The organism is Bacillus cereus group sp. MYBK245-2, assembly GCF_051916145.1.
In the GTDB taxonomy this organism is placed as follows: Bacteria; Bacillota; Bacilli; order Bacillales; family Bacillaceae_G; genus Bacillus_A; species Bacillus_A pacificus.
This window is the reverse complement of record NZ_JBQAGB010000001.1, coordinates 532123-556012: the sequence shown is the minus strand read 5'-3', so window position 1 is coordinate 556012 and position 23890 is coordinate 532123. Positions and strand designations below refer to the sequence as shown.

Genomic DNA, 23890 nt, shown 5'->3' with positions numbered 1-23890 from the left:
TCTGAATATTTCATGTGGATTATATCATTTAAACTATCATATTCCAATGTGAAAATAAATATTGCATGGAGATTATTCATGTCGTTATGATAGTATGTAATCTATTGTAATTCTGAAAAGGAGCTAAAACATGCCGTTTACATTTGCACATCCAGCAGCAGTTCTTCCTTTTGCGAAAAAGCATTCTAAACATATTTCAGTAACGGCTCTTATATTAGGGAGTATGGCGCCTGATTTTGAATATTTTTTACACTTTAGACCGTATGGTATTATTGGCCATACATGGCCTGGGTTCTTATATTTAAATTTACCACTTGTATTTCTGCTCGCATATATGTATCATTACATTTTAAAAAAGCCGTTTATAACGCATTTACCTAAGCCATTTGCTGGCTACTATATTTATGTAGTAGAGGAGAGGTGGGGGCTTCATACATGGAAAGATTTCTTTGTATTTTGCTATTCCGCTTTATTTGGTATGCTCACGCATGTCGTTTGGGATGCGTTTACTCATCATACAGGCTACTTCGTTATGAAAATACCATTTTTACAAAGAGAATTACATGGTATTCCAGTGTATAAATATATGCAACACGGGAGTACATGTGTCGGTTTATTATTGCTATTGTACGTACTATGGAAGTATAAAGATGAAACAGGAAAAGATATGATGATAGCTTCAGAAAAAAGAAAGTATTGGATTTCGGCAATCATTGTGGCAGTTCTTATATTTGTCGTTCACGCTTTCGTAGATCCCTATTTTCATATTTTCCAAATAGGGGGTATAATAGTATCTGGACTGACAAGTTCGTTTTGTGGACTTCTCATTGTTTCTATAGTTTACAAAGCAAAGGACTAATTAATATTAATGAATGATAGTGTTAGGAGAAATTATATGATGAAAGCATGGAAAAGTATTTTTGTTTTATGTAGTTTTCTTCTTATGTTAAGTGGTTGCTTCCATCAAGAAGAAAAGAAAGCTGAACCGAAGAAGAAAGAATCTATTCCTGAAACAAAAGAATATGGTGGGCGTGAGCTGAAAAAAGTAGGACAAAAAGTGAAAGAAACAGGATGGGGTACTTTTAAATTAGAACAAATTCATTCTGTGAATCAAACATTTGAAGTAGCACCAATGAAAATTCACGTACAAGATGTGAAAGTAATCTCTTTATCGCAGATGAGTAAAGATGCAAAAAATACATTAAAAGTATATACGGCATTAACTCCTGAAGAAGTAAAGCGTAGATTAGGAGATAAAGTCAGTCAAGAAGATGCGGAGTTATATGCATCGCTAAGTGGTACAGAGATTAGTGATACGATTCGTTACGTTGAAATTACATATAAGGTGGAAAATAGCGGGAATAAAAATATACAATTTTTCTCTATGAATGATGTTGCGATTAATGATAAACAACATTTTAAAGTAGCAACGCAAAACTTTTTATATGATGAAGATACGCTCGTTGGTACAAAAAATGTATCAAGGGAAGACTATAAGCCTGGTGAAACAAGAGATGGTATTATCGGCCTAATACTTGATGATGGAAAAGAAAAGGTAAAGGATATTAAATTTACAACAGATAATGTAATCGCAGCAGATACAGAAACGCAAGATGTTGTAAAAGAGCCACAAACTTTTAACATCTCACTTTCTGAGTAAGTTGTTTTTAAATATATGCAAGAAAAAACAGTCAGCGCTCAAACTATTATGCTGACTGTTTTTTCTGTTCTTTTATGTATGAATCTACACTTTGAAAAGGCACCTTAATTTTAAACGCATCTTTTTGCTCATGAAATTGCTTTTCATTATAGGGGCCAAAACGTTTATTATGCTTTACGTCAATAATCCAATAATGCTCGCTTTTTTTATTTGCAATTGCTGCGTCAGGATTATTCGGATCTGACTTTTCCTCAGTTTGTTTTGCAATAATGTATTTATCATCCCAGGCTATGTCTGTAATTTTTGCAGGAATGTATTGTGTGGCGTATACAGCATCTTGCGTGGGGAAAAGTTCAAATGCATTTCCAGAAGTACGTATGAGTTCGTATTCATCGTTAATCGTATATGTTATATGATTTGTATTTCCAGCACAACCGGCTAATAGGAATGCGACGAATAGGATTATCCATTTTTTCAATATGGGAACCTCCTTTACAATGCTGTTGTAACACATTGTACAAGAAAAGTAGGAGAAACGCTAGTTTACAATGTTTTTTAGAAGTGGTACGATGAGACGGGTAAAGAAGGATATGAAGGAGTCGACATAAAAATGAAGTTAAAGATGCATCGTCCAGCGCTTGTAATGAATCGCATAGGTGCTTCCCTAATTGACATGTTTTTAATCTCGGTTATGTATGGTGCAGTAGTAGCTGTTATGACTGGAAATTATAGTGCTATTTTTAATCGCTTTAATATTAGTTTTGGCGATTATAGATATGATCTTGCAGTAGTTTTTATATTAATGGCGATATATTTTATTTTGCTACCCTTTATTTGGAACGGTGTAACACTTGGTAAAAAGGTAACGAGAATAAAATTAATTTCATTGAAGAGTGAAAAGTTAACATTACAAACATTAACGATTCGATTTTTTGTATTGTTATTACCGAACATATTACTACTTGGAATTCCGATATTATGTAACGTATATATGATGTTATTCCGCAAAGATAATTGTGGTTTTCAGGATTTAATTACAAAAACGAAAGTGATAAGTCTTGTATAACAAAAAGAGACCTTTTTATATAAAAAGGTCTCTTTTTGTTATACAAATATATTTTAATGGATATATAATAGGGAATAAGTTAATCTATATCATTTTCGGATTTAATAGATTGAAAATTAAGAAAATGTTATAGTGATTAAAATAATATGTTTATATAATAAGGGGGAAATTGAAATGACTGGAGGTAGCGTAATCTTTTGGGGGATTTTAATTTTCATCGGTTTAGTTTTCGATCAGCGTAATAGTAAGAAAAAAGAAGGAGTAAAAAAGTAACCGCTTACAAATGAATGAGCAACTTTTCTTGCTTGCAGACTAATCTCATAAAGGAGTATACTGAATGACGGTAAGACTTATAGAAGGGGTAATGAAAATGAAGCTTGCAGGAAAAGTTGCTATCGTAACTGGCGGTGGCATCGGTATTGGACGTAATACAGCTCTTTTGTTGGCTAAACAAGGCGCAAAAGTAATTGTGACGGACATCGATCAAGAAAGTGGACAAGCAACAGTGGAGGAAATTACGAATCTAGGCGGAGAAGCACTTTTTGTATCCTATGATATGGAAAAACAAGGAGATTGGCAACGCGTAATCAGCATTACTTTGAATGCATTCAGTCGCATTGATATGCTTTTTCAAAATGCTGGTTTATATAAAATAGATTCTATATTTTCACGCCAACAAGAGAACGATTCCAATGTACTTTGTATTAATGACGTATGGATAGAGATAAAACAATTAACGTCATCTTTTATGAAACAGCAAGAAGAAGTGGTGCTAAGTGACTTACCGATTTTCGGTATTATTAGCACGAAAGGACAATCATTTCATACAGTAGAAGCCCTCGTATAATAGTGAAAACCGCCCTCAATATATGTGGACGGTTTTTTTGTATGAAAATTATTTTTTAACGAATGCGTTGTTCGGTTTGACTATCAAAGAAATGCGCTTTATTCATATCAAATGCTAGTTTAATTTGGTCACCAGGTGAAAATGTATGTCTTGCATCAACACGTGCTGCAAAATCTTGATTTCCAAGTTTCATATATAAAATAGATTCAGCACCTAATAACTCAGCAACTTCAATTTTTGTTGTGAAGGCAGTAGATTGTGAAGCTTCTAAAAATAATAGTTCATCATGAATGTCCTCAGGACGAATACCTAAAACAATGTCTTTATTTACATAGCCTTGTTCACGTAATATCTTCATTTTTCCTTCAGTTACTTTAATTTTTGCAGCATTGTCTATAACGAAATCGGTTTCAGTTAATTTACCACGGAAGAAATTCATCGCTGGAGAGCCGATAAATCCACCAACAAAAATGTTTTCAGGTGTTTCATATACTTCTTTTGGAGTACCGATTTGTTGAATTTTTCCGTCTTTCATAACAACAAGACGAGAAGCCATTGTCATCGCTTCAGTTTGATCATGCGTTACATAAATTGTTGTTGTTCCAAGGCGGTGGTGTAACTTAGAAATTTCTGAGCGCATTGCAACACGTAATTTAGCGTCTAAGTTAGATAATGGCTCATCCATTAAGAACACTTTCGCGTCTCGAACGATTGCTCTCCCTAACGCAACACGTTGACGTTGTCCACCAGATAATGCTTTCGGTTTTCTATCTAAATATTGTTCCAGTCCTAAAATTTTTGCTGCATCTTTCACACGACGATCAATTTCATCTTTTGGTATTTTTCTAAGTTTTAATCCAAATGCCATATTATCATATACACTCATATGTGGATATAGAGCATAGTTTTGGAAGACCATTGCGATATCGCGATCTTTTGGAGGGACATCATTCATTAGCTTACCATCAATTGAAAACTCTCCTTTTGAAATGTCTTCAAGTCCAGCCACCATTCGCAATGTTGTAGATTTTCCGCATCCAGAAGGACCGACAAATACGATAAATTCTTTATCTTGAATGTGTAAATTGAAGTCTGTTACAGCTGTTACGTTATTATCATATATTTTATAAATGTTTTCTAATTTCAGTTCTGCCATGGTATTTCCCCCTAGAAATAATTATGCAAACGTTTTCTTTGAGTTCATTATAAACGAATAGATTCAAAAAATAAACAAAAAAATAAAACGTTTTCATAAATTGGAAGAATATTAGTAAATTTCGTATGTTTTCTTAGAAAAATAAGAATAAAAGTTGTGAGCGCTATTTTAAATTAAGATAGAATCTGTTATCATTCATTAATGAAAACGTTTGCGCCTTAAAAAGAGAAAATCGAATTATGAATGAAATGGGGTAGCATAATGGAAAAACAGTGGTGGAAAGAAAGTGTAGTATATCAAATTTATCCTCGTAGCTTTATGGATAGCAACGGTGATGGTATCGGGGATCTTCGCGGTATTATTTCAAAGTTAGATTACTTAAAAGAATTAGGGATTGATGTAATTTGGTTATCACCAGTCTATGAATCTCCAAATGATGATAATGGTTATGATATAAGTGATTATTGTAAAATTATGAATGAGTTCGGAACAATGGAAGATTGGGATGAGCTATTACATGAAATGCATGAACGTAATATGAAACTTATGATGGACTTAGTTGTGAATCATACTTCTGATGAACATAATTGGTTTATTGAATCACGTAAATCAAAAGATAATAAATATAGAGATTACTATATATGGCGCCCTGGAAAAGAAGGAAAAGAGCCGAATAACTGGGGAGCAGCGTTTAGTGGATCAGCATGGCAGTATGATGAAATGACAGATGAATATTATTTACATCTGTTTTCTAAAAAACAGCCAGATTTAAATTGGGATAATGAAAAGGTAAGGCAAGATGTTTATGAAATGATGAAGTTTTGGTTAGAAAAAGGAATTGATGGCTTCCGTATGGATGTTATTAATTTTATTTCTAAAGAAGAGGGATTACCAGCTGTTGAAACAGAAGAAGAGGGGTATGTTTCAGGTCATAAGCATTTTATGAACGGTCCAAACATTCATAAATATTTACATGAAATGAATGAAGAAGTATTGTCTCATTATGATATTATGACGGTTGGTGAAATGCCTGGTGTAACGACAGAAGAAGCGAAATTGTATACCGGGGAAGAACGAAAAGAACTGCAGATGGTATTCCAATTTGAACATATGGATTTAGACTCAGGAGAAGGCGGAAAATGGGATGTAAAACCATGTTCACTCCTTACTTTAAAAGAGAATTTAACGAAGTGGCAAAAAGCATTAGAACATACAGGCTGGAATAGCCTGTATTGGAATAACCATGATCAGCCTCGCGTTGTATCTCGTTTTGGTAATGATGGAATGTATCGCATTGAATCTGCGAAAATGTTAGCGACGGTGCTTCATATGATGAAAGGAACACCGTATATTTATCAAGGAGAAGAAATTGGAATGACAAACGTCCGATTTGAGTCGATTGATGAATATCGAGATATTGAAACGTTAAATATGTATAAAGAAAAAGTGATAGACCGTGGTGAAGATATAGAAAAAATAATGGAATCTATTTATATAAAGGGTCGTGATAATGCTAGAACTCCGATGCAGTGGGATGACAAAGATCACGCTGGATTTACAACAGGTGAACCTTGGATTACAGTAAACCCTAACTACAAAGAAATTAATGTGAAACAAGCGATCCAAAATAAAGATTCAATTTTTTATTATTATAAAAAATTAATTGAGTTACGTAAAAATAATGAAATAGTTGTGTATGGATCATATGATTTAATATTGGAGAATAATCCATCTATTTTTGCATATGTAAGAACGTATGGGGAAGAAAAACTTCTTGTTATTGCAAACTTTACTGCAGAAGAATGTGTATTTGAATTGCCTGAGGACATTACTTATAGTGAAGCAGAGTTATTTATACACAATTACGACGTAGAGAATGGACCGATAGAAAACATACCATTACGTCCGTATGAAGCAATGGTGTTCAAATTGAAATAAGAAAAATCCTTATACCACTTTGGTATAAGGATTTTTTTGATTACCATTTTAATATGGAGAATCCATATGGAGGAAGTGTAACTTGTAATACACTTGCTTCCGCTGAAAATTCTTCGTTTGTATAAATATTAATGATTTTCTTTCCAGTAACATGGAGAGGCAGTGAAGCTGTAATATCACTATTAGTCGGATTTAAAACGAAAAAGATAGTTTCATCTTTATATGTTTTTGTATAAGAAATATAATTATGTTCATCATTTGCTTCAATGAATTGGAAAGTACCATGTCCTCCAAATGCTTTATATTGCTTTCGTAACGAAATTAATGTTTGTACATGTGTAAATAATAGATGATCTTGTTCTTTCGTATCCCAAACCATACATTTGCGACAATCAGGGTCCATACCGCCATCCATACCAATTTCGTCTCCATAATAAATACAAGGAGAGCCGATGAAAGAAAGGTGGAATACATAAAGTAACTTTAATTTATTTTTATCTCCGTTACATGTTGTCAATATTCTTGGTGTATCATGGCTGTCTAATAAATGAAATGCTGCTTCATTTACATTCATAGAGTAGGAATGTAGAGATTCTATAATTTGTTTCATGAATTCATTTGCCTTAATGGAATCGTTAGCAAAGTAAGACAGTAGAGCGTTTGTAACCGGATAGCTCATTACAGCATCAAATTGATCTCCTTGTAGCCAAGGAAGTGCATCGTGCCAAATTTCTCCTAAAATATATACTTCAGAATTTAATGCTTTTATCTCCCTTCGGAATTCTCTCCAAAAGTTATGGTCGACTTCATTTGCTACATCAAGGCGCCACCCGTCTATATTGAATTCTTTTACCCAATAACGCCCTACTTCAAGTAAGTATTCTTTTACATCCGGGTGTGCAGTGTTTAATTTCGGCATATACGGTGTAAACGCAAAAGTATCATAGTTCGGAAGTGGCTCAGTTTTAATTGGGAACTCATGAATATGAAACCATTCTTTATATGCTGACTGTTCACCATTTTCTAGTACATCTTGAAATTTATCGAAAAAGTATCCACTGTGATTGAATACGGCATCGAGCATTACTTTTATACCATGTGTATGACATGCTTGAACGAGTTCTTTGAATGTTTCTTTTGTGCCAAATTGCGGATCGATTTCCATGTAGTCAATTGTGTCATATTTATGATTTGAATGTGCTTTGAAAATAGGTGTGAAATATATTCCCGAAACTCCAAGCTTAACAAGGTAATCGAGGTTTTGAATAATACCAGCAAAATCTCCGCCGAAAAAATTAGTTGGAGTTGGTTCAGCGCTGCCCCAAGGAAGGGTGTTTTCTGGATTCAGCGTACGATCGCCATTAGCGAACCGTTCTGGGAAAATTTGATACCAAACAGTATCTTTAATCCAGGAAGGTGCTTTGAATACATCATTTGCATGAATAAATGGAAAACAGAAAAAGTTACCAACGTCATCATTTGGAATGCTGGAAAAAAATCCACGTTCTGCATAAATAAGCGTTTCTGTCTCCGCTTTTAATTCAAATCCGTAACGTAAGCGCTTAAATTTTGGCTCGATGGAAATGGACCAATAATCAAATAATGCAGTAGAACCGGTTTTTTTCATCGGTGCACTTGAAGAAATCCACTTCCCGTCTGTCCATTCATAAGGATCACCATAAATAAGAGTGGTACTTTGAACATCGTCTCTTTTCGTACGTATTCGGATGTGAATCGTTTTTTCATCGTAAGCGTATGCGTAATTATCTTTTGGCCTATGATAGATGGCGTCTTTAAGCATATAAAAAATCCCCCTTTACTATCTCTATGCATATTGTTCCCTTAAGTATAATAATAAAGCATATGTTGCAAACGATTGCTTTTTGCATAGCTTTAATATTGCTTATAAGAGTAGTATTCATTTCGTATAAAGTCAATGTATAAAGAGTGTAGTAATAATATTTTAAAATTAATATTTGCAAAATGAATAAAAGAATGTATAATGATAGACAAATAGCGCAAACGTTTTCATAGATTGAGATATTGTTTGCGCTTCTATTAAAATATTAAATGCAAACGTTTTCAATCAGTAAGGTACATATACAATTCAGGGAGGTTTTTGGGATGAAGAAAGCATTATCATTATTAACGGTTTCAGCATTATCAATTGGTATGTTATCTGCATGTGGACCGAAAGATTCAGGGAAAAAAGAAGAAAGTAAAGCGAAGAAAGATTACGATCTTCTCGTTTGGGAAGATGAGAAAAAAGGTGTTGGTTTAGAACCAGCAGTGAAAAGCTTTGAGGAAAAATATAAAGTAAAAGTAAAAGTTGTTGAAATGCAAATGACAGATCAAGTGAAGAAGTTACGCCTTGATGGACCAGCGGGGACGGGACCAGATGTTGTAACATTGCCACATGATCAAATCGGAAATGCAGTAACAGAAGGTTTGCTTTCTGAAGTGAAAGCTGATGATGCTGTAAAGAGTAAATTTACTGATTCATCAATAGAAGCACAGACATATAACGGAAAATTATATGGTTTACCAAAAGCAATTGAGACACCAGTCTTTATTTACAATAAAAAACTAATGCCAAAAGCACCAGAAACGATGGACGAGCTGTTTAACTTCTCAAAAGAATTTACGAAAGATGGCAAGTACGGATTTTTAGCATTAGGAGATAACTTCTACTTTGCTAATGCATTCATGGCAGGTATGGGTGGTTATGTGTTTGGTGAAAAAGATGGAAAGCCAAATGCAAGTGATGTTGGATTAAATAATAGCGGAGCAGTACAAGGTGCTGAGTATCTTCAAAAATGGTACAAAGAAAAGTTATTCCCGAAAGGTATTATCGGTGAATCTGGTGGACCTGCTGCTGATGGGCTATTTAATGAAGGAAAAGCAGCATCTATCATGAACGGACCTTGGGCGTTCCAAGCAATGGAAAAGAACGGAATTGATTATGGCGTTGCTCCAATGCCGAAATTACCAAATGGTCAACCAATGAAAACGTTTGTTGGGGTTAAAGGATGGCATGTAACAAGTTTCTCTAAACAAAATGATTTAGCTACAAAGTTCACTGAATGGGTAACGAATGAAGAAAACGCAAAAATTCGATTTGAGAAGACGAAAGAAATTCCTCCAGTAAAAGCAGTAATGGAAGATCCAATTATTAAAGATAACGAAGCTGCAAAAGCAGTTGCAACACAATCTGAAAATGGAATTCCAATGCCAAACATTCCAGAAATGCAAGAAGTGTGGAAACCAGCTGGAGATGCGCTTCAATTAGTTGTTACGGATAAAGAGGCACCAAAGGCAGCACTTGATAATGCAGTGAAGCAAATTAAAGGTAATATTGAGGCAAATCATAGTAAGAAAAAATAAGGTGAAATTCGTGTCTCTAATATGAGGGGCACGAATTCTCTCCCAAGAAAAAAGGGGGAAGGAACATGCAAACATCTATGGAACCAGCAAACGGCTTAAACGGTTCAAAACATAGGAAAATGGCAACCATGTTATCAATCATTCCAGGCGTGGGCCAAATGTATAATAAACAATTTGTAAAAGGTCTTATTTTTCTAGTATTAACAGGTTCATTTATTGTAGCCTTTGCGGATTTATTAAATATGGGATTATGGGGAATTGTAACGCTTGGTACAGAAGTTCCACGTGACCATTCTGTCTTTCTATTAGTAGAAGGAATCTTGGCACTCATTGTCATCGTGTTTGGACTCGGAATATATGCATTTAATTTATATGATGCATACCAAAACGGAAAGAAACGGGATATAGGAACACCGTTAAACTCTGTAAAAGAGCAATACCGTAATTTACTAGACCAAGGTTTTCCGTATTTAATGGTTTCACCAGGGTTTTTATTACTTATCTTTGTCGTTGTATTTCCAATCATTTTCGTAATTTTAATTGGATTTACGAACTATGATTTATATCATTCTCCTCCAGCTAAATTAGTAGATTGGGTAGGGTTTAAAAACTTTATTGATATCTTTACATTACCGATGTGGAGAGAAACGTTTTTAAGTGTATTTTCTTGGACTGTCATCTGGACATTCGTTGCAACGACATTACAAGTTGCGCTTGGTATTTTCTTAGCGATTATCGTAAATCAGCCTGGTATTAAAGGGAAGGCGATTATTCGAACAATCTTCATTTTACCGTGGGCGGTCCCAGCATTCGTATCTATTCTTGTTTTCTCTGGTATGTTTAATGAAACATTTGGAGCAATTAACAATCAAGTATTAGCTTTATTCGGAATTGAAAAGATTGCTTGGATGACAGATCCATTTTGGGCGAAGATTGCTTTAATTATGATTCAAACGTGGCTTGGATTCCCGTTCGTCTTTGCAATGACAACAGGTATACTGCAATCGATTCCAGGAGAATTATACGAAGCGGCTACAGTAGATGGAGCTACAGCTTGGCAACAGTTTCGTAAAATTACATTGCCACTTGTTCTATATGCAACAGCACCAATATTAATTACGCAATATACGTTTAACTTTAATAACTTTAGTATCATCTATCTATTTAACGGCGGAGGTCCTGCTGTAGCTGGACAAGACGCAGGTGGAACAGATATTTTAATTTCATGGATTTATAAGTTAACGATGACTTCCGCGCAGTACGGAAAAGCAGCAGCTCTTACAATGATCTTATCGTTAATCGTTATTACAGTTGCGTTATGGCAATTTAAGAGAACAAAATCATTCCAAGAAGAGGATATGATGTAAATGAATATTAAAAGACAAAAGATGTTACGTCTCTCATTAAGTTATCTCGTTATTTTCGTAATGTGTGCCATCATTTTCTATCCATTATTATGGATTATTGGCTCATCGTTTAATCCGGGTGATAGTTTATCTGGATCAAGTATTATTCCGCAAAATGCAACGCTAGATCATTATCGTAAGTTATTAGATTTAGAGAATAGTAATTATTTACTATGGTATAAAAACACATTAAAAGTAAGTGTTTTAACGATGATTTTTTCAGTGTTAGCAATTAGTTTTACTGCTTATGCATTTTCGAGATACCGTTTTGTTGGAAGAAAAAATGGTTTGTTAACATTTTTAATTTTGCAAATGATTCCAAACTTTGCAGCGTTAATCGCTTTATACGTATTAGCACAGTTAACAGGATTAATTGATACGCACCTTGCGTTAATTTTAATTTATGTAGGCGGGGCAATTCCAATGAATACATGGCTTATGAAAGGGTATTTTGATACGATCCCGAAAGAATTGGATGAGTCAGCTCGTATGGATGGAGCAGGACATTTCCGTATTTTTTGGCAAATCATTATGCCACTTGCAAAGCCAATCGTAGCGGTTGTAGCGTTATTTACTTTCATCGGCCCATTTACAGATTTTATTTTAGCGAGTATTATTTTGCGCACACCAGAAAATTATACGTTAGCAGTTGGATTATATGAAATGGTGGCGAAGAAATTTGGGAATGAATTTACAACGTTCGCAGCGGGTTCCGTATTGATTGCAATCCCAATTTCAATTTTATTCCTATCACTACAAAGATACTTTATCTCTGGTTTAACTGCTGGAGGTACGAAAGGATGAAAAATGGGACATTATGTCCCATTTTTCTTTTCATCTTCCTATAAAACATTTTATAGGGAGATGAAAAGAGATTTGACATCCCATATGAAAAGAAGTGAAATAAATAGTATATTATAGTATAGGAAAAAAGAGCTCTATCCCTTACAATACATGAAGAGGGAGAATATGATAGGTTTTACAAGATAGAATCAATGAAAGTTTATGACTTCCCCTATTACTTGCAACGGGTGCAAGATGAAAATATATATAATGGCAGAGAAGTGAAAGGAGGGGGATTTTTATGACAGTTACAATTAAAGATGTGGCGAAGAAAGCGAATGTAGCACCATCTACCGTTTCTCGTGTAATTGCTGATAATCCAAGTATAAGTGAAAAAACAAAGCGTCGTGTTCGGAAAGTAATGAGTGAACTAGGGTATCATCCTAATTTAAACGCAAGAAACCTAGCTAACCAAACAACAAAAACACTTGGCCTTGTTATGCCAAGTTCTGCAAGTAAAGCTTTTCAAAATCCGTTTTTCCCAGAAGTTATAAGAGGGATTAGTTCGTTTGCACATGTGGAAGGGTATGCACTTTATATGTCGACAGGTGAAACGGAAGATGAAATTTTTAATGGTGTTGTAAAGATGGTGCAGGGGCGCCAAATTGGTGGTATTATTCTTTTATATTCAAGAGAGAATGATCGGATTATTCAATATTTACATAAACAAAATTTCCCGTTCGTATTAATCGGGAAACCATATGATCGTAAAGAAGAAATTACATATGTAGATAATGACAATTATACAGCTGCAAGAGAAGTAGCAGAATATTTGATTTCATTAGGTCATAAACAAATCGCGTTCATCGGCGGTGGATCAGATTTACTTGTAACGAGAGATCGTTTGGCTGGTATGAGTGATGCTTTAAAATTAGCAGATATTGTATTACCAAAAGAGTATATTTTACATTTTGATTTCTCAAGAGAGAGTGGTCAACAAGCTGTGGAGGAATTAATGGCGCTAAAGCAACCACCGACAGCAATTATGGCAACGGATGACTTGATTGGACTTGGTGTGCTAAGTGCACTTTCTAAAAAAGGATTCGTTGTACCGAAGGATGTTTCAATTGTAAGCTTTAATAATGCTTTATTATCAGAAATTGCGAGTCCGCCACTTTCGACAGTTGATGTGAATATATACCAGCTAGGATATGAGGCAGCAAAAGCTTTAGTTGATAAAGTTGAGAATGCGGAGTCTACTGCAAAGTGTATCATTATTCCGCATAAATTATTGAAGCGTCAAACTTGCGATCATTATGCAAAAAAAAGCTAAGAGTTTAACTCTTAGCTTTTTTTTGTAGAAAGGCTTCTAAACGGTCACAGCCTTCTTTTAAAGTTTCAATACTATACGCATAGGACAAGCGAAGGTAGCCTTCCCCATATTCAGAGAATGCTGTTCCGGGAACGACGGCAAGTCCAGCTTCTTTCACAAGATCAAGTGCAAAATCAAATGATGAAGATGTTAAATGACCAACATATGGGAATAAGTAAAATGCACCTGTTGGTTTTTCAACTGTTAAGCCCATTTGAGTGAGTCTATTATATACGTAATCACGGCGTTTTTTGTATTGATGACGCATCATTTTTGGTGCATCTTTAGCAGCTGTTAATGCTTCAATTGCAGCATATTGAGCGATTGAAGTAGCGCACGTTACGTTGTATTGATGAACTTTTAATATATGCCCAGCTAAATAGTTTGGTGCGAATAATAGACCGATACGCCAGCCAGTCATAGAATGTGATTTTGATAAACCGTTAATGACGATAGTCTTTTCGCGCATTTCTGGGAAATGAGCGATCGATGTATGTGTTTGTTCATATACAAGTTCGCTATAAATTTCATCAGAAAGGACGAAAATATTTTTATCTTTTAAAACATCTACAATATCCTGTAGTTCTTCTTTTGATAAAGTTACACCAGTTGGATTAGAAGGATACGGCAGTACGACGCATCTTGTTTTTTCTGTAATGGCATTTTTTAGTGCATCGGCTGTTAAACGGAAGCCAGTTTCACGAACATCTATAAATACAGGGGTTGCACCGCATAATCGAATAATCGGCTCGTACCCTGGATAAATAGGGGCAGGTAAGATGACTTCTGTTCCTGGCTCTAAAATCGTTCGAAATGCAACATCAATTGCTTCACTAGCACCGATTGTAACGATGGTTTCGTTTTCAGGTAAATAATGTAAATCGTAGTTATCTTTTACAAAGTTACAAGCTGCCTTGCGTAATTCTAGTAAACCAGCGTTATGTGTATAGCTTGTATAATTTTCTGTAATAGCCCGTTTTGCCGCTTCTTTTACGAGAGAAGGTGTAGGAAAATCAGGTTGTCCAATTGTTAAAGAGATAAGATTATCATAGTTTTGAATCATGTTAGAGAATTGACGGATTCCAGAAATTTGGATGTCCTTTACTCTAGGGTTAATGAATTGTTCCATTGTATCTCCCTTTCTTCCGTTTGAAAATTAAGTTCATTTTAACATATTTTCTATCATTTCGCTTGCGTATATGGTATGTAGAAAGAGAGGGATAATAGAAAAAAAGCCGCTGTAAGCGACTTTTTAATATCCGTATTCCCAATCTATTTCATCTTCATTCCAAAGTACAGAGGATACTTTGCCAAGGTGAACAACTGATTCATTCACAGCGCATGTGCAATTTTCTTCTCCTGTTTTATGCTGTAACTCTTCATACACTGATTTTTCAACGTTTTCTAGAACGACCAAATTTTCTTCTTTTAAAACAAGCGTAGTACCCGCCATATTTATCTTCCTCCTACTAAAATAATGATCACTTATTTGTAAACATAGATAGTATGGATTATATGCTGTATTTTGCTATAGTTGTCCGTCTTATGAAGTATTTTTTATTTTCTTTGTAATCCGTATTCATTGTATACTGCCGGGCAGAAATTTGGTACAGGGTTTACATTCATTTCGAAAATCTGTAACAATTATTATGTGTTGTTAACAAAGAATTAACAAATATGTTAAGAAAAATCAAAATTTTAAAACAAACAAACCTGTAAAATGATATAATCATATCAAAATACATATAGGGGATGAGAGGCTATGGAGCTTATCCGTGATTTAATGATCCAAATTGCCATCATTATTTTGCCACTATTTTTATACGAAGCGATTCGTTTAAATCGTTATCAAGAAATGCCTCCGAAGCCGAACCGCTACTTTATTATGTTTTTATCTAGCATTACACTCGTTCTCTCTATGACATACTCTATTTGTTTTGGGGACGTTTGCGGGTATAACTTTCACCCAATCCCAATTGTTAGTGGTTTTTATATGGTGGGATTGTTGGTTTAATCCCGGCCGTTATTTTTGTTGTCTATGAATGGGTGCTAAAGGGCATAAACCTTCTTCCAGTCATAGAAGTAATATTTCTATTGATAGTTCCATTATTTTTATCAAAGAAATGGTCTCTATTTTCAAGGGATAAGAAGCTAATTTTAGCATTTATGATTTCATCATTGTACGTACTTGTTTCTTTAGTGATTGGTATGATTAACGTTCTGTTAGAAACGGGATTTACACCATATGTTTCGCACTTATATAGCGGATATATATTTGCTTCGCTTATTATGGTTATGACAATGGTATTTCAGGTGTACTTAACAGAATATTTAAATGAAAATGCAATACTACGTACAGAGATGCAAAAGTCAGAGAAACTTAATATTGTAAGTGAATTAGCAGCAAGTGTTGCACATGAGGTTCGAAATCCACTCACTGTTGTTCGTGGTTTTATTCAATTGCTAGAAAGTACGGAAGATGTGAAGAATAAGGATTATATGCGTCTCGTATTAGCTGAATTGGACCGGGCAGAACAAATTATTTCAGATTATTTAAATTTAGCAAGACCACAAATTGAGAAAAAAGAACATATTTGCTTATCCGCTCAATTAATAGAAATGACAACTCTTATGTCATCATTTGCAGCGATGCAAGGTGTATATTTGCAAGTTGAGATTTCTGAAAGTCTTTATACGATCGGTGATAAAACGAAATTGAAGCAAGCTATTATGAATGTTGTTAAAAATGGTATTGAAGCAATTCAAGGAAATAAAGGATATTTAAAAGTAACGGCTATGCAAAAAGATGAAACGATTGTAATAAGAGTTAAAGACAGTGGTGTTGGGATGACGAAAGAACAATTAGCAAGGCTCGGACAACCGTATTATTCTTTAAAAGAAAAAGGGACAGGATTAGGACTAATGGTAACATTTAGTATTTTACAAGCGCATAATGGTACGCTGGAATATAAAAGCGAAAGTGGGAAAGGGACTGAAGCAATTATTATATTGCCAGCTGTAAGAAATAAGGAATAAAAGTTACCGATAGAAGGTAACTTTTTATTTTATATTAGAAAAAATATATTATGCTATTCAGTTGTTTTTTCTTGTTTTGTTCGGCTAAATAAACTTCTAAATGATTGGAAAAAGCTTTGTTCTTTTGAGGCGGCGACTAATCTTTTTGTTTCTTGAATTTCGCGAATTACTTGCATAAGTTGTGCATCACGGTTGCTATCTTTATTATAAATTTGATTTACGAGTTTATTCATTTTTTCTTCTTGTTTAGATTCTCGTTTATACATATGATTCATTAATAAGTCCATCTTTTCTTTTTGCAGAGCATCTGTTTGAGCGGCATGATCCACTAACTCTTGTAGCATTTTTTCTTGAGATCCTTCTTTTACATAAACTTGTTGCATCAACTCATCTAGCTTTTCATCTTTTAAACGATTTTGGGTAATAAGGGTAGAATTTTGATGAATAATGGCTTCATTTAGTTGAGCGAGCATTTCAAGTTTTAACATGAACTCCTCGAAGTTACGCCCATCTTCTTTTTCTTTCGGTTGTATTTCTTGCGTATCTTGTATAACTGGTACAGGTGGGGCCTCTTTTTCTTTTAAAATAATTGGTATCGTTTCTGAAATATCTTCCTGCAATGTAGCAGCTCTTTCATGTATAGATTTCAATAGTTTTAAATCATCAAGTTTATAAATACGAGCATCAGCTGTTTTGGAAATTATATAACCATGTTCCTCTAACAGTTGACTATATTTGCGGACTATATGTTTTGGGATGCCTGTTTTATTCGTCACATCTTTCGTTTTATAGGTAGCTTCCATGATATTTCCTCCCCAAAAAGTATCGTATATATCATTTCAATCTTTTATGAGGACTTCCTTTGAAAAAGAATGTCGGAAGGCTATTAGTTTTCTACAGCATTAGTGAAAAGATGAAAAAAAATGAGAGTTTTTGGCGGAATGGCGAAGAAGAGCTAAAATAATGTCTGAAAACATATACAGGATAAGTTTGTTATAATAAAGTGAAACTTTAATCAGTGGGGGTTTTGTTCATCCACCACTGATTATCAGCCCTCACCAATCGGGCTTTTACGGACAGTTAATCCCCCACCTAACTTCTTTGCTTTCGCTGAATTTTGAGGTGGGGGTCTTACTGCTCGTTAATGCGTGATAACTGAGGAAAAGAAACAGGTAGAATCACGGAGGTATACATGAAACAATTAAAAGGTATTATCATTTCAATTATTGCAATTCTTTCTATTGTAGTAGCGATGTATGAAGTGCTTGTTCCAGAGGAAACAAGTATTAAAAAAACAAATGCGTATGATCAAGTTCTAGAATTTCCGAAAGATCGATATCCAGAGACAGGGAAACATATTACGGATGCTATAAAAGAAGGACATTCAGAAGTTTGTACAATCGACCGTGGTGGTGCTGCGGATAGAAGAAAATTATCGTTAGCTCCATACCCATCAAAAAAAGGGTATGATCGTGATGAATGGCCAATGGCGATGTGTAAAGAAGGCGGAAAAGGAGCGCATATTGAATATATAAGTCCAGCCGATAACCGCGGAGCAGGCTCTTGGGTAGGAAATAAGTTAGATAAATACCCAGATGGTACGCGTGTGAAATTTGACGTAAAGTAGTAGTTGCATATTTCATAATGAAGGAGAAGGGAACGATGGAGTTAACAATTTCGTATTCGCAATTAATGTTGATGAACTATGACGGTGATCAACCTTACGTTGACTGGACGGATGAAGATTTTGAAAGAGGTTATGCGAAGGCAGATGGAACTGTTATTTTTGAAGCACTTTCTGATTATACTTGTGAAGTAAAAGTGACCCTAGGGAAACATATTGAGAAAGAAGAAGTAATTAGAACGGTTACAGTTCCTTTTACAGTTGAAAATGAATGTATCGTTGTAGCAAGTATTCTTTCAAATAAATTTCAAATTCCTATTCCAAATGGTGAGTATACGGTTGTATTACAAGCAACACCTCTTGAAGAACCAACGGATGATGAATTATATAAAATACAATATGAATTCTTTTTTGAAAGTAAAGAATAAAAAATGGGGTATCCTCAAAAAGGATACCTCATTTTTATTATGCGTTTGTTTTTAGCAAGGAACGAGCGTCTTTTGCCGCTTGCACCATGTGCTCTAAAGCTGGAATAACTTCTTCTGTTCTTCTCGTTTTCAAACCACAATCAGGATTAATCCAGAAATATTTAGGATCGCATACTTTTAAAGATTGTTCTACGATTTTATACATTTCATCTTTACTTGGTACACGTGGGCTATGAATATCATATACACCTAGACCGATGCCTTTTTCATATGTTGTATGTTTTAATGTATCAATAAATTCACCGTGACTTCTTGATGTTTCGATAGAAATCACATCTGCATCTAATGCGCGAATCGCATCAACGATATCTTCGAAGTTACTGTAACACATATGAGTATGAATTTGTGTTTCATTTGCTACAGATGAAGTTGCTAAAAGGAAGGATTGTACTGCCCATGTAATATAAGCGTCCCAATCTTTTTCTTTTAGTGGCATTCCTTCACGAAGTGCTGGCTCATCGACTTGAATTACTCGAATTCCGGAAGATTCAAGTAGTTCAATTTCATGACGAAGAGCTAATGCAATTTGATATGAAACTTCTTTTCTTGGAATGTCATTTCGAACGAAGGACCAATTTAAAATCGTAACAGGTCCAGTTAACATTCCTTTTACAACTTTCTCTGTTAAGCTTTGTGCATACACAGTTTCCTTAATAGTCATTCCGTTAATAAAGGCTACATCACCATAAATAACAGGTGGTTTTACGCAGCGGGAACCGTATGATTGCACCCAACCGTTTTTAGTGAATGAGAAACCAGCAAGGCGTTCACCAAAATATTCGACCATGTCAGTTCTTTCAAATTCACCATGTACAAGAACATCAAGACCAATTTCTTCTTGGTAACGAATCCATTTTTCTGTCTCTTTTTCAATAAATTGTTCATATTGTTCATTTGAAATAGCACCGTTACGCCATTCTTTTCGCGTTTGGCGAACTTCAGTTGTTTGCGGGAAGCTACCGATAGTTGTTGTTGGTAACAACGGTAACTTCAGGGCAACTTGTTGTAATTCATATCGTTTTTCAAATGGAAGAGGACGTGAAAAATCTTCTTCTTTTAATGCTGTTCGTGCTGCTTTGACATCTTCTCGGTTACGTGCAGCAGATGAACGAATTGTATGATGTACATTTCGATATGTTTCCAGCTCATTATGAATGCTTTCTGTACCTTGAGTTAGAGCGGAATGAATAAGAACTAACTCTTCTAATTTTTGATTTGCAAATGCCAACGCATCAAATAGCTCAGTCGATAAGTGAGTTTCTTCTGTTTTATCGATTGGCGTATGCAATAAGCTACAAGAAGGCTGAACGATGAAATCTTTCGTTTGGACTTGTTTTTGTAACGTTGTAAATAACGTAAGAACTTCATCAAGATCGGCTCTCCAAATGTTACGGCCATCTATACAACCAACAGCTAAAGTTTTATCAGCTGGGAATCCATATTTTGAAATAGCATGTAGATTACCTTCTTTACCATGAACGAAATCTAATCCAATACTTGATACTGGGAATGTAATAATTTCTTCATAGTTTTCTTCTACACTATCAAAATATGTTTGTAAAAGAAGATTCGCATTTGGAACTTCTTTACGAATAGCTTCATAAATTTCTTTTGCTTGTTGAACTTCTTCTTTCGTTAAAGAAGCGAAAATCGGTTCATCAACTTGAATGATTTGTGCACCAGCTGCATGTAGTTCTGAAAGCAGTTGTACGTAGGGTGCAACTAACTGTTTTAAAATAGTAGCAAATTGTTCTTGTGTATAGCCTTTAGCTAATTTCAAGAAAGTATATGGTCCTAAAATAACAGGTTTTCCATCTATTCCTAATTCTTGTTTTGCCTCTTCGTATAAGCGAAGTGGACGATTATCTTTTAAAGAGATTTGTAATCCCTCTTCATATTCTGGAACGATATAATGATAGTTTGTGTTAAACCATTTTGTCATTTCGGAAGCTACGTGATCTTTAGAGCCACGCGCCATTGCGAAATATACATCAAGGTAAGATGTAAACTCAGAAAAACGTGATGGGATAAATCCTAGCATATAAGCAGTATCCAAAACGTGATCGTAATATGTAAAGTCGCCAATTGGAATAAGTTCAATCCCTTTTTCTTGCTGTGCTTTAACGTGTTGAAGACGAATTTCTTTCATTGTTGTTAAAAATTGTTCTTCATCAATTTTATTAGACCAAAAAGCTTCCAATGTTTTTTTCCACTCTCGTTGTAGTCCGATACGTGGATAACCTAAGTTACTTGTTTGAATTGCCATTTCAAATTCCTCCCCAATTGAAAGTAAGCATTTCCGTTTACTAGGAAATACCTATAACAAAAAGCATAAAGGCATAGAAAATAAGCCTTCCTTTTTGTTTTAACACCTCATCATCATCCGTGAATCTATCAGTGTTGTTAAAACAGGCAGGTCTCCTGACTTATGCTTCATATGATTTCTTTCGCCTTCCCGTTTTCACAGTGGCATTAAAAAGAAATCTCAGCATTTACAGTGGCGGGACCGTGTTGGAGTTTCACCAAGCTTCCCTTTTAAACACGAAACAAACTGTTCGTGTACCCATTTTCCTTTTGAAAGGAATTTAACAAGCGATATGATATTGAAACAAATTCTAACACAATTTTTGGAATTTTGTCTACTGTTTTGAAATAAGAAAATTCTAAAGTTTTGTATTTTAATTATTTGTATTTTTCTGATTTTTTAGAGTGGAGAAACATGAGGAGAATTGAAATAAAGTGCGATTAAATTTATAAAGAAATGGGTACCTATACATACATAAGATGCCAGTTATGTTATTAAATAATTGGTTTATCTTATATAGAAAATTAAACAAGCATAACCCCATCCTAAATTAGAATGGAGTTATATTTGTTTTAGAATTTGAAATAAAATAACTATATTGTCATTTTACAGTTTCTATTTTGAAAGTTTAATCCGCATCTATATCAATTTCTGAAAGTCGCCCGGCAACAGCATCTGCAAGAAGGGTGTTTAACCATTGCAATTCAACTGTAATATGTTCAATAACGCTTTGCAAAATATATAGTTGTGCGCGTGGGATTTTTCCTTTGCTACAGTCATAAATAGTTTGCATGTTATGTAAATATTGAACGGTATCATTTTTCTTTTTTTCTAAAATAGGAATTAACTCTTGATCATCACCAAAATGAGCGAAAGAGAGTGCCGAATAAATTGGTTTATATATTTGATTTTTTGCCTCGAATTGTTTTAATAGTAATGTGTGAAATAAACGTTTACCTTCGTTTGTTATATGAAAAATTGTTTTATCTGGTCTATTTGTATCTCGAACAATAGTTGTAACACGAATTGCCCCTTGTTTTTCTAATTGCTCAAAGGCATAGTAAAGTGATCCTTTTGCATATTTAATATAACAGTCCATTTGTCGTTCTTTCATTATGTGCTGCACTTCATATGGATGTTTATCCCCTTCGAGTAGCAAGCCGAGAATGACTAATTTCATGCTCATGCTGTCTCAACCCCTATATATATAAACTTTATACATATTATAAACGGCATATCCGTTTTCATAAAGGGATATGCCGTTATATTAGCTTACTTGCTTTTGTTTTTGTTTCGTTTTTGGTCCTGTAAAAAGACGCTCATTTCCCATAAGTAAAATGCAAATAATACTTAGTACAGCCGGGATCAGTGCCCAGAAGAATGTACTGGCAATAGATGTAGCTAGAGCTTCTTTAATACCAGTTAATATTTCAGCTGGTATTTTATCGGTAGCACCTGGTGATAATAAGAAACTTGTGTCTCCACCCTTTGGAGCTAATTTTGCTAGTTCAGGTGGGAAGAGAGTGTTTAGTTTATCTGTAAAAATATGATTTTGAATTGTACCGAAAATTGTTACACCAAGAGTCATACCGAGTGAACGGAAAAATGAGTTTGTTGATGTAGCAGAACCACGGTCTCTCATTTCTAATTTGTGAATCGAAGACATACTTAAAACTGAGAATGAGAAACCAACACCAAGTCCAGCGAGAACCATAAATAGTGTTACGAGTAGGCGAGGTGTATCCATTGTTAAAGTGCTTAGTAAATAAATGCCAAGAACGAAGAAAACTCCAGATGCCATCATAATGTTACGATAACTTGTTCGAGAAGCTAACTGTCCACCCGTTTGACTTCCAATTACAGAGCCAATCATCATAGGTGTTAAAATTAACCCAGCATTTGAGGCTGAACCACCGAGAACACCTTGAACGAAGATTGGGATATAAACTGTACAGATGATAAAAGCGGCACCATAGAAAAAGGCAACACCTTGGCTAGCTGCGAATAAAGGTTTTTTAAATAGATGGAAAGAAATGATAGGATCGGTTGCTTTTCGTTCTACGAAGAAGAAAATAATAAGCATAATAACAACTGTTGTAAATAAGCCGATAATCACAGTGGAATTCCATGCGTATTCTTTACCACCAAGTTCTAATGCGAACATTAAGCAAACGATACTAATAACAAGTGTAATAGCGCCAGCCCAATCAATTTTTTGTTTTCTAAATTCTAGAGATTCACTATAATATTTCGTAATGAAGAAGAAGGAAATAAGTCCTAATGGAATATTAATATAGAAGACCCAGTGCCAACTTATATAGTCTGTAATATAAGCACCTAATAAAGGGCCGAATACACTAGATGTTCCGAAAACAGCACCGAATAGCCCTGTCATTTTTCCGCGCTTTTCTGGTGGGAATATGTCGTACATAATAGTGAAGGCGATAGGCATAAGAGCGCCGCCACCAATTCCTTGAATTGCTCTATAAATACTTAATTGCTCAATACTAGATGCTGTTCCACAAAGTGCAGAACCGAACAAGAAAAGAATAAGGCCACCAATATAAAAGCGTTTCCGTCCATACATATCAGAAAGTTTTCCGAAGATAGGCATCCCTGCCATTGTTGCTACCATATATGCAGACGTGACCCAAACGAACTTGTCAAATCCTCCTAGGTCTCCAACGATTGTTGCCATTGCTGTTGCAACGATTGTATTATCCATTGCAGCCATTAAAATACCAAGTAGTAAACCCGCAACAACAAATTTTGTCTTGCTGGAGTCTTTTTTTGATAATTGAGATTCCAAAGATAACCCTCCTTTA

21 protein-coding genes, 1 pseudogene and 1 riboswitch are annotated in these 23890 nt (G+C 34.8%); of the genes and pseudogenes, 13 read left to right on the top strand and 9 right to left on the bottom strand.

What is annotated here, in order from left to right:
• Positions 1 to 130: 130 nt before the first annotated feature.
• Both ACTFRN_RS02775 and ACTFRN_RS02770 read left to right on the top strand, forming a co-directional pair.
• Entirely contained in the window at positions 131 to 859 is a 729-nt protein-coding gene (locus ACTFRN_RS02775; RefSeq protein WP_001116846.1) for a DUF4184 family protein, read from the top strand.
• Between the two features lie 36 nt (positions 860 to 895).
• Positions 896 to 1660: a hypothetical protein gene (locus tag ACTFRN_RS02770; RefSeq protein ID WP_000973891.1), complete on the top strand. Its 765-nt coding sequence runs from the start codon at positions 896 to 898 to the stop codon at positions 1658 to 1660.
• Between the two features lie 46 nt (positions 1661 to 1706).
• On the opposite strand, the gene ACTFRN_RS02765 is transcribed toward ACTFRN_RS02770, so the two are convergent.
• A complete protein-coding gene (locus ACTFRN_RS02765; protein WP_014893531.1) occupies positions 1707 to 2138 on the bottom strand; it encodes a DUF3997 domain-containing protein in 432 nt (143 codons plus the stop codon).
• A gap of 132 nt (positions 2139 to 2270) precedes the next feature.
• On the opposite strand from ACTFRN_RS02765, the gene ACTFRN_RS02760 reads away from it, so the two are divergent.
• The 3 genes from ACTFRN_RS02760 (at position 2271) to ACTFRN_RS02750 (ending at position 3573) form a co-directional block, all read left to right on the top strand.
• A complete protein-coding gene (locus tag ACTFRN_RS02760; RefSeq protein ID WP_000769088.1) occupies positions 2271 to 2726 on the top strand; it encodes an RDD family protein in 456 nt (151 codons plus the stop codon).
• A 174-nt stretch (positions 2727 to 2900) separates the two neighbouring features.
• Positions 2901 to 2999: a hypothetical protein gene (locus ACTFRN_RS02755; protein ID WP_000145657.1), complete on the top strand. Its 99-nt coding sequence runs from the start codon at positions 2901 to 2903 to the stop codon at positions 2997 to 2999.
• 64 nt (positions 3000 to 3063) lie between these two features.
• Positions 3064 to 3573, top strand: a complete 510-nt coding sequence (locus ACTFRN_RS02750; protein WP_000218418.1) for an SDR family NAD(P)-dependent oxidoreductase — start codon at positions 3064 to 3066, stop codon at positions 3571 to 3573.
• Positions 3574 to 3628: 55 nt separating this feature from the next.
• On the opposite strand, the gene ACTFRN_RS02745 is transcribed toward ACTFRN_RS02750, so the two are convergent.
• Entirely contained in the window at positions 3629 to 4729 is a 1101-nt protein-coding gene (locus ACTFRN_RS02745) for an ABC transporter ATP-binding protein (RefSeq protein ID WP_000818924.1), read from the bottom strand.
• A gap of 261 nt (positions 4730 to 4990) precedes the next feature.
• On the opposite strand from ACTFRN_RS02745, the gene malL reads away from it, so the two are divergent.
• The gene (gene malL / locus ACTFRN_RS02740) at positions 4991 to 6667 is read left to right on the top strand and encodes an oligo-1,6-glucosidase (protein WP_000415190.1); all 1677 of its coding nucleotides are present in this window, start codon (positions 4991 to 4993) and stop codon (positions 6665 to 6667) included.
• A 40-nt stretch (positions 6668 to 6707) separates the two neighbouring features.
• On the opposite strand, the gene ACTFRN_RS02735 is transcribed toward malL, so the two are convergent.
• Positions 6708 to 8468 (bottom strand): alpha-glycosidase, encoded by a 1761-nt coding sequence (locus ACTFRN_RS02735; RefSeq protein ID WP_074567408.1) that lies wholly within the window; start codon positions 8466 to 8468, stop codon positions 6708 to 6710.
• Between the two features lie 323 nt (positions 8469 to 8791).
• On the opposite strand from ACTFRN_RS02735, the gene ACTFRN_RS02730 reads away from it, so the two are divergent.
• From ACTFRN_RS02730 to malR, 4 genes are all read left to right on the top strand, one after another.
• The gene (locus ACTFRN_RS02730) at positions 8792 to 10051 is read left to right on the top strand and encodes an extracellular solute-binding protein (RefSeq protein WP_000709930.1); all 1260 of its coding nucleotides are present in this window, start codon (positions 8792 to 8794) and stop codon (positions 10049 to 10051) included.
• A gap of 65 nt (positions 10052 to 10116) precedes the next feature.
• The gene (gene malC / locus ACTFRN_RS02725) at positions 10117 to 11418 is read left to right on the top strand and encodes a maltosaccharide ABC transporter permease MalC (RefSeq protein ID WP_001194989.1); all 1302 of its coding nucleotides are present in this window, start codon (positions 10117 to 10119) and stop codon (positions 11416 to 11418) included.
• Positions 11419 to 12261, top strand: coding sequence for a maltosaccharide ABC transporter permease MalD (gene malD, locus ACTFRN_RS02720; protein WP_074567407.1), 843 nt, complete (start codon positions 11419 to 11421; stop codon positions 12259 to 12261).
• A gap of 280 nt (positions 12262 to 12541) precedes the next feature.
• The gene (malR, locus tag ACTFRN_RS02715; protein WP_000219039.1) at positions 12542 to 13573 is read left to right on the top strand and encodes a maltose operon transcriptional repressor MalR; all 1032 of its coding nucleotides are present in this window, start codon (positions 12542 to 12544) and stop codon (positions 13571 to 13573) included.
• Positions 13574 to 13577: 4 nt separating this feature from the next.
• Here the strand turns inward: malR and ACTFRN_RS02710 are convergent, their stop codons facing one another.
• Together ACTFRN_RS02710 and ACTFRN_RS02705 are read right to left on the bottom strand one after the other, a co-directional pair.
• Positions 13578 to 14741 carry an aminotransferase A gene (locus ACTFRN_RS02710; RefSeq protein WP_049113003.1) on the bottom strand — a complete coding sequence of 388 codons (1164 nt, stop codon included), beginning with the start codon at positions 14739 to 14741 and terminating at the stop codon, positions 13578 to 13580.
• Positions 14742 to 14864: 123 nt separating this feature from the next.
• Positions 14865 to 15065 (bottom strand): hypothetical protein, encoded by a 201-nt coding sequence (locus ACTFRN_RS02705; protein WP_000929285.1) that lies wholly within the window; start codon positions 15063 to 15065, stop codon positions 14865 to 14867.
• 309 nt (positions 15066 to 15374) lie between these two features.
• Here ACTFRN_RS02705 and kinB point away from each other — a divergent pair.
• Positions 15375 to 16648: pseudogene (gene kinB, locus ACTFRN_RS02700) on the top strand (sporulation sensor histidine kinase KinB).
• Positions 16649 to 16701: 53 nt separating this feature from the next.
• Here kinB and ACTFRN_RS02695 read toward each other — a convergent pair.
• Positions 16702 to 17451 carry a DUF3967 domain-containing protein gene (locus ACTFRN_RS02695; RefSeq protein ID WP_000388461.1) on the bottom strand — a complete coding sequence of 250 codons (750 nt, stop codon included), beginning with the start codon at positions 17449 to 17451 and terminating at the stop codon, positions 16702 to 16704.
• A gap of 389 nt (positions 17452 to 17840) precedes the next feature.
• Between ACTFRN_RS02695 and nucA the strand changes: the two genes are divergently transcribed.
• Both nucA and comJ read left to right on the top strand, forming a co-directional pair.
• The gene (gene nucA, locus ACTFRN_RS02690; protein WP_049111162.1) at positions 17841 to 18275 is read left to right on the top strand and encodes a DNA-entry nuclease; all 435 of its coding nucleotides are present in this window, start codon (positions 17841 to 17843) and stop codon (positions 18273 to 18275) included.
• 35 nt (positions 18276 to 18310) lie between these two features.
• A complete protein-coding gene (comJ, locus tag ACTFRN_RS02685) occupies positions 18311 to 18700 on the top strand; it encodes a competence protein ComJ (protein ID WP_000424014.1) in 390 nt (129 codons plus the stop codon).
• 37 nt (positions 18701 to 18737) lie between these two features.
• Here the strand turns inward: comJ and metE are convergent, their stop codons facing one another.
• The 3 genes from metE to ACTFRN_RS02670 form a co-directional block, all read right to left on the bottom strand.
• Complete coding sequence (gene metE, locus ACTFRN_RS02680) at positions 18738 to 21026, bottom strand: 5-methyltetrahydropteroyltriglutamate--homocysteine S-methyltransferase (protein WP_001007593.1); 2289 nt, start codon at positions 21024 to 21026, stop codon at positions 18738 to 18740.
• 128 nt (positions 21027 to 21154) lie between these two features.
• Positions 21155 to 21342, bottom strand: a riboswitch (cobalamin riboswitch).
• A gap of 351 nt (positions 21343 to 21693) precedes the next feature.
• Entirely contained in the window at positions 21694 to 22251 is a 558-nt protein-coding gene (locus ACTFRN_RS02675) for a PadR family transcriptional regulator (RefSeq protein WP_000062077.1), read from the bottom strand.
• 81 nt (positions 22252 to 22332) lie between these two features.
• Entirely contained in the window at positions 22333 to 23874 is a 1542-nt protein-coding gene (locus tag ACTFRN_RS02670; RefSeq protein ID WP_074567406.1) for an MDR family MFS transporter, read from the bottom strand.
• Positions 23875 to 23890 lie beyond the last annotated feature (16 nt).

What these genes read in the sequence shown, in the direction of transcription:
- ACTFRN_RS02775 (WP_001116846.1), top strand. Translation starts at nt 131, where the DNA reads ATGCCGTTTACATTTGCACATCCAGCAGCAGTTCTTCCTTTTGCGAAA.
- ACTFRN_RS02770 (WP_000973891.1), top strand. Translation starts at nt 896, where the DNA reads ATGATGAAAGCATGGAAAAGTATTTTTGTTTTATGTAGTTTTCTTCTT.
- ACTFRN_RS02760 (WP_000769088.1), top strand. Translation starts at nt 2,271, where the DNA reads ATGAAGTTAAAGATGCATCGTCCAGCGCTTGTAATGAATCGCATAGGT.
- ACTFRN_RS02755 (WP_000145657.1), top strand. Translation starts at nt 2,901, where the DNA reads ATGACTGGAGGTAGCGTAATCTTTTGGGGGATTTTAATTTTCATCGGT.
- ACTFRN_RS02750 (WP_000218418.1), top strand. Translation starts at nt 3,064, where the DNA reads ATGACGGTAAGACTTATAGAAGGGGTAATGAAAATGAAGCTTGCAGGA.
- ACTFRN_RS02745 (WP_000818924.1), bottom strand. Translation starts at nt 4,729, where the DNA reads ATGGCAGAACTGAAATTAGAAAACATTTATAAAATATATGATAATAAC.
- malL (WP_000415190.1), top strand. Translation starts at nt 4,991, where the DNA reads ATGGAAAAACAGTGGTGGAAAGAAAGTGTAGTATATCAAATTTATCCT.
- ACTFRN_RS02735 (WP_074567408.1), bottom strand. Translation starts at nt 8,468, where the DNA reads ATGCTTAAAGACGCCATCTATCATAGGCCAAAAGATAATTACGCATAC.
- ACTFRN_RS02730 (WP_000709930.1), top strand. Translation starts at nt 8,792, where the DNA reads ATGAAGAAAGCATTATCATTATTAACGGTTTCAGCATTATCAATTGGT.
- malC (WP_001194989.1), top strand. Translation starts at nt 10,117, where the DNA reads ATGCAAACATCTATGGAACCAGCAAACGGCTTAAACGGTTCAAAACAT.
- malD (WP_074567407.1), top strand. Translation starts at nt 11,419, where the DNA reads ATGAATATTAAAAGACAAAAGATGTTACGTCTCTCATTAAGTTATCTC.
- malR (WP_000219039.1), top strand. Translation starts at nt 12,542, where the DNA reads ATGACAGTTACAATTAAAGATGTGGCGAAGAAAGCGAATGTAGCACCA.
- ACTFRN_RS02710 (WP_049113003.1), bottom strand. Translation starts at nt 14,741, where the DNA reads ATGGAACAATTCATTAACCCTAGAGTAAAGGACATCCAAATTTCTGGA.
- ACTFRN_RS02705 (WP_000929285.1), bottom strand. Translation starts at nt 15,065, where the DNA reads ATGGCGGGTACTACGCTTGTTTTAAAAGAAGAAAATTTGGTCGTTCTA.
- ACTFRN_RS02695 (WP_000388461.1), bottom strand. Translation starts at nt 17,451, where the DNA reads ATGGAAGCTACCTATAAAACGAAAGATGTGACGAATAAAACAGGCATC.
- nucA (WP_049111162.1), top strand. Translation starts at nt 17,841, where the DNA reads ATGAAACAATTAAAAGGTATTATCATTTCAATTATTGCAATTCTTTCT.
- comJ (WP_000424014.1), top strand. Translation starts at nt 18,311, where the DNA reads ATGGAGTTAACAATTTCGTATTCGCAATTAATGTTGATGAACTATGAC.
- metE (WP_001007593.1), bottom strand. Translation starts at nt 21,026, where the DNA reads ATGGCAATTCAAACAAGTAACTTAGGTTATCCACGTATCGGACTACAA.
- ACTFRN_RS02675 (WP_000062077.1), bottom strand. Translation starts at nt 22,251, where the DNA reads ATGAGCATGAAATTAGTCATTCTCGGCTTGCTACTCGAAGGGGATAAA.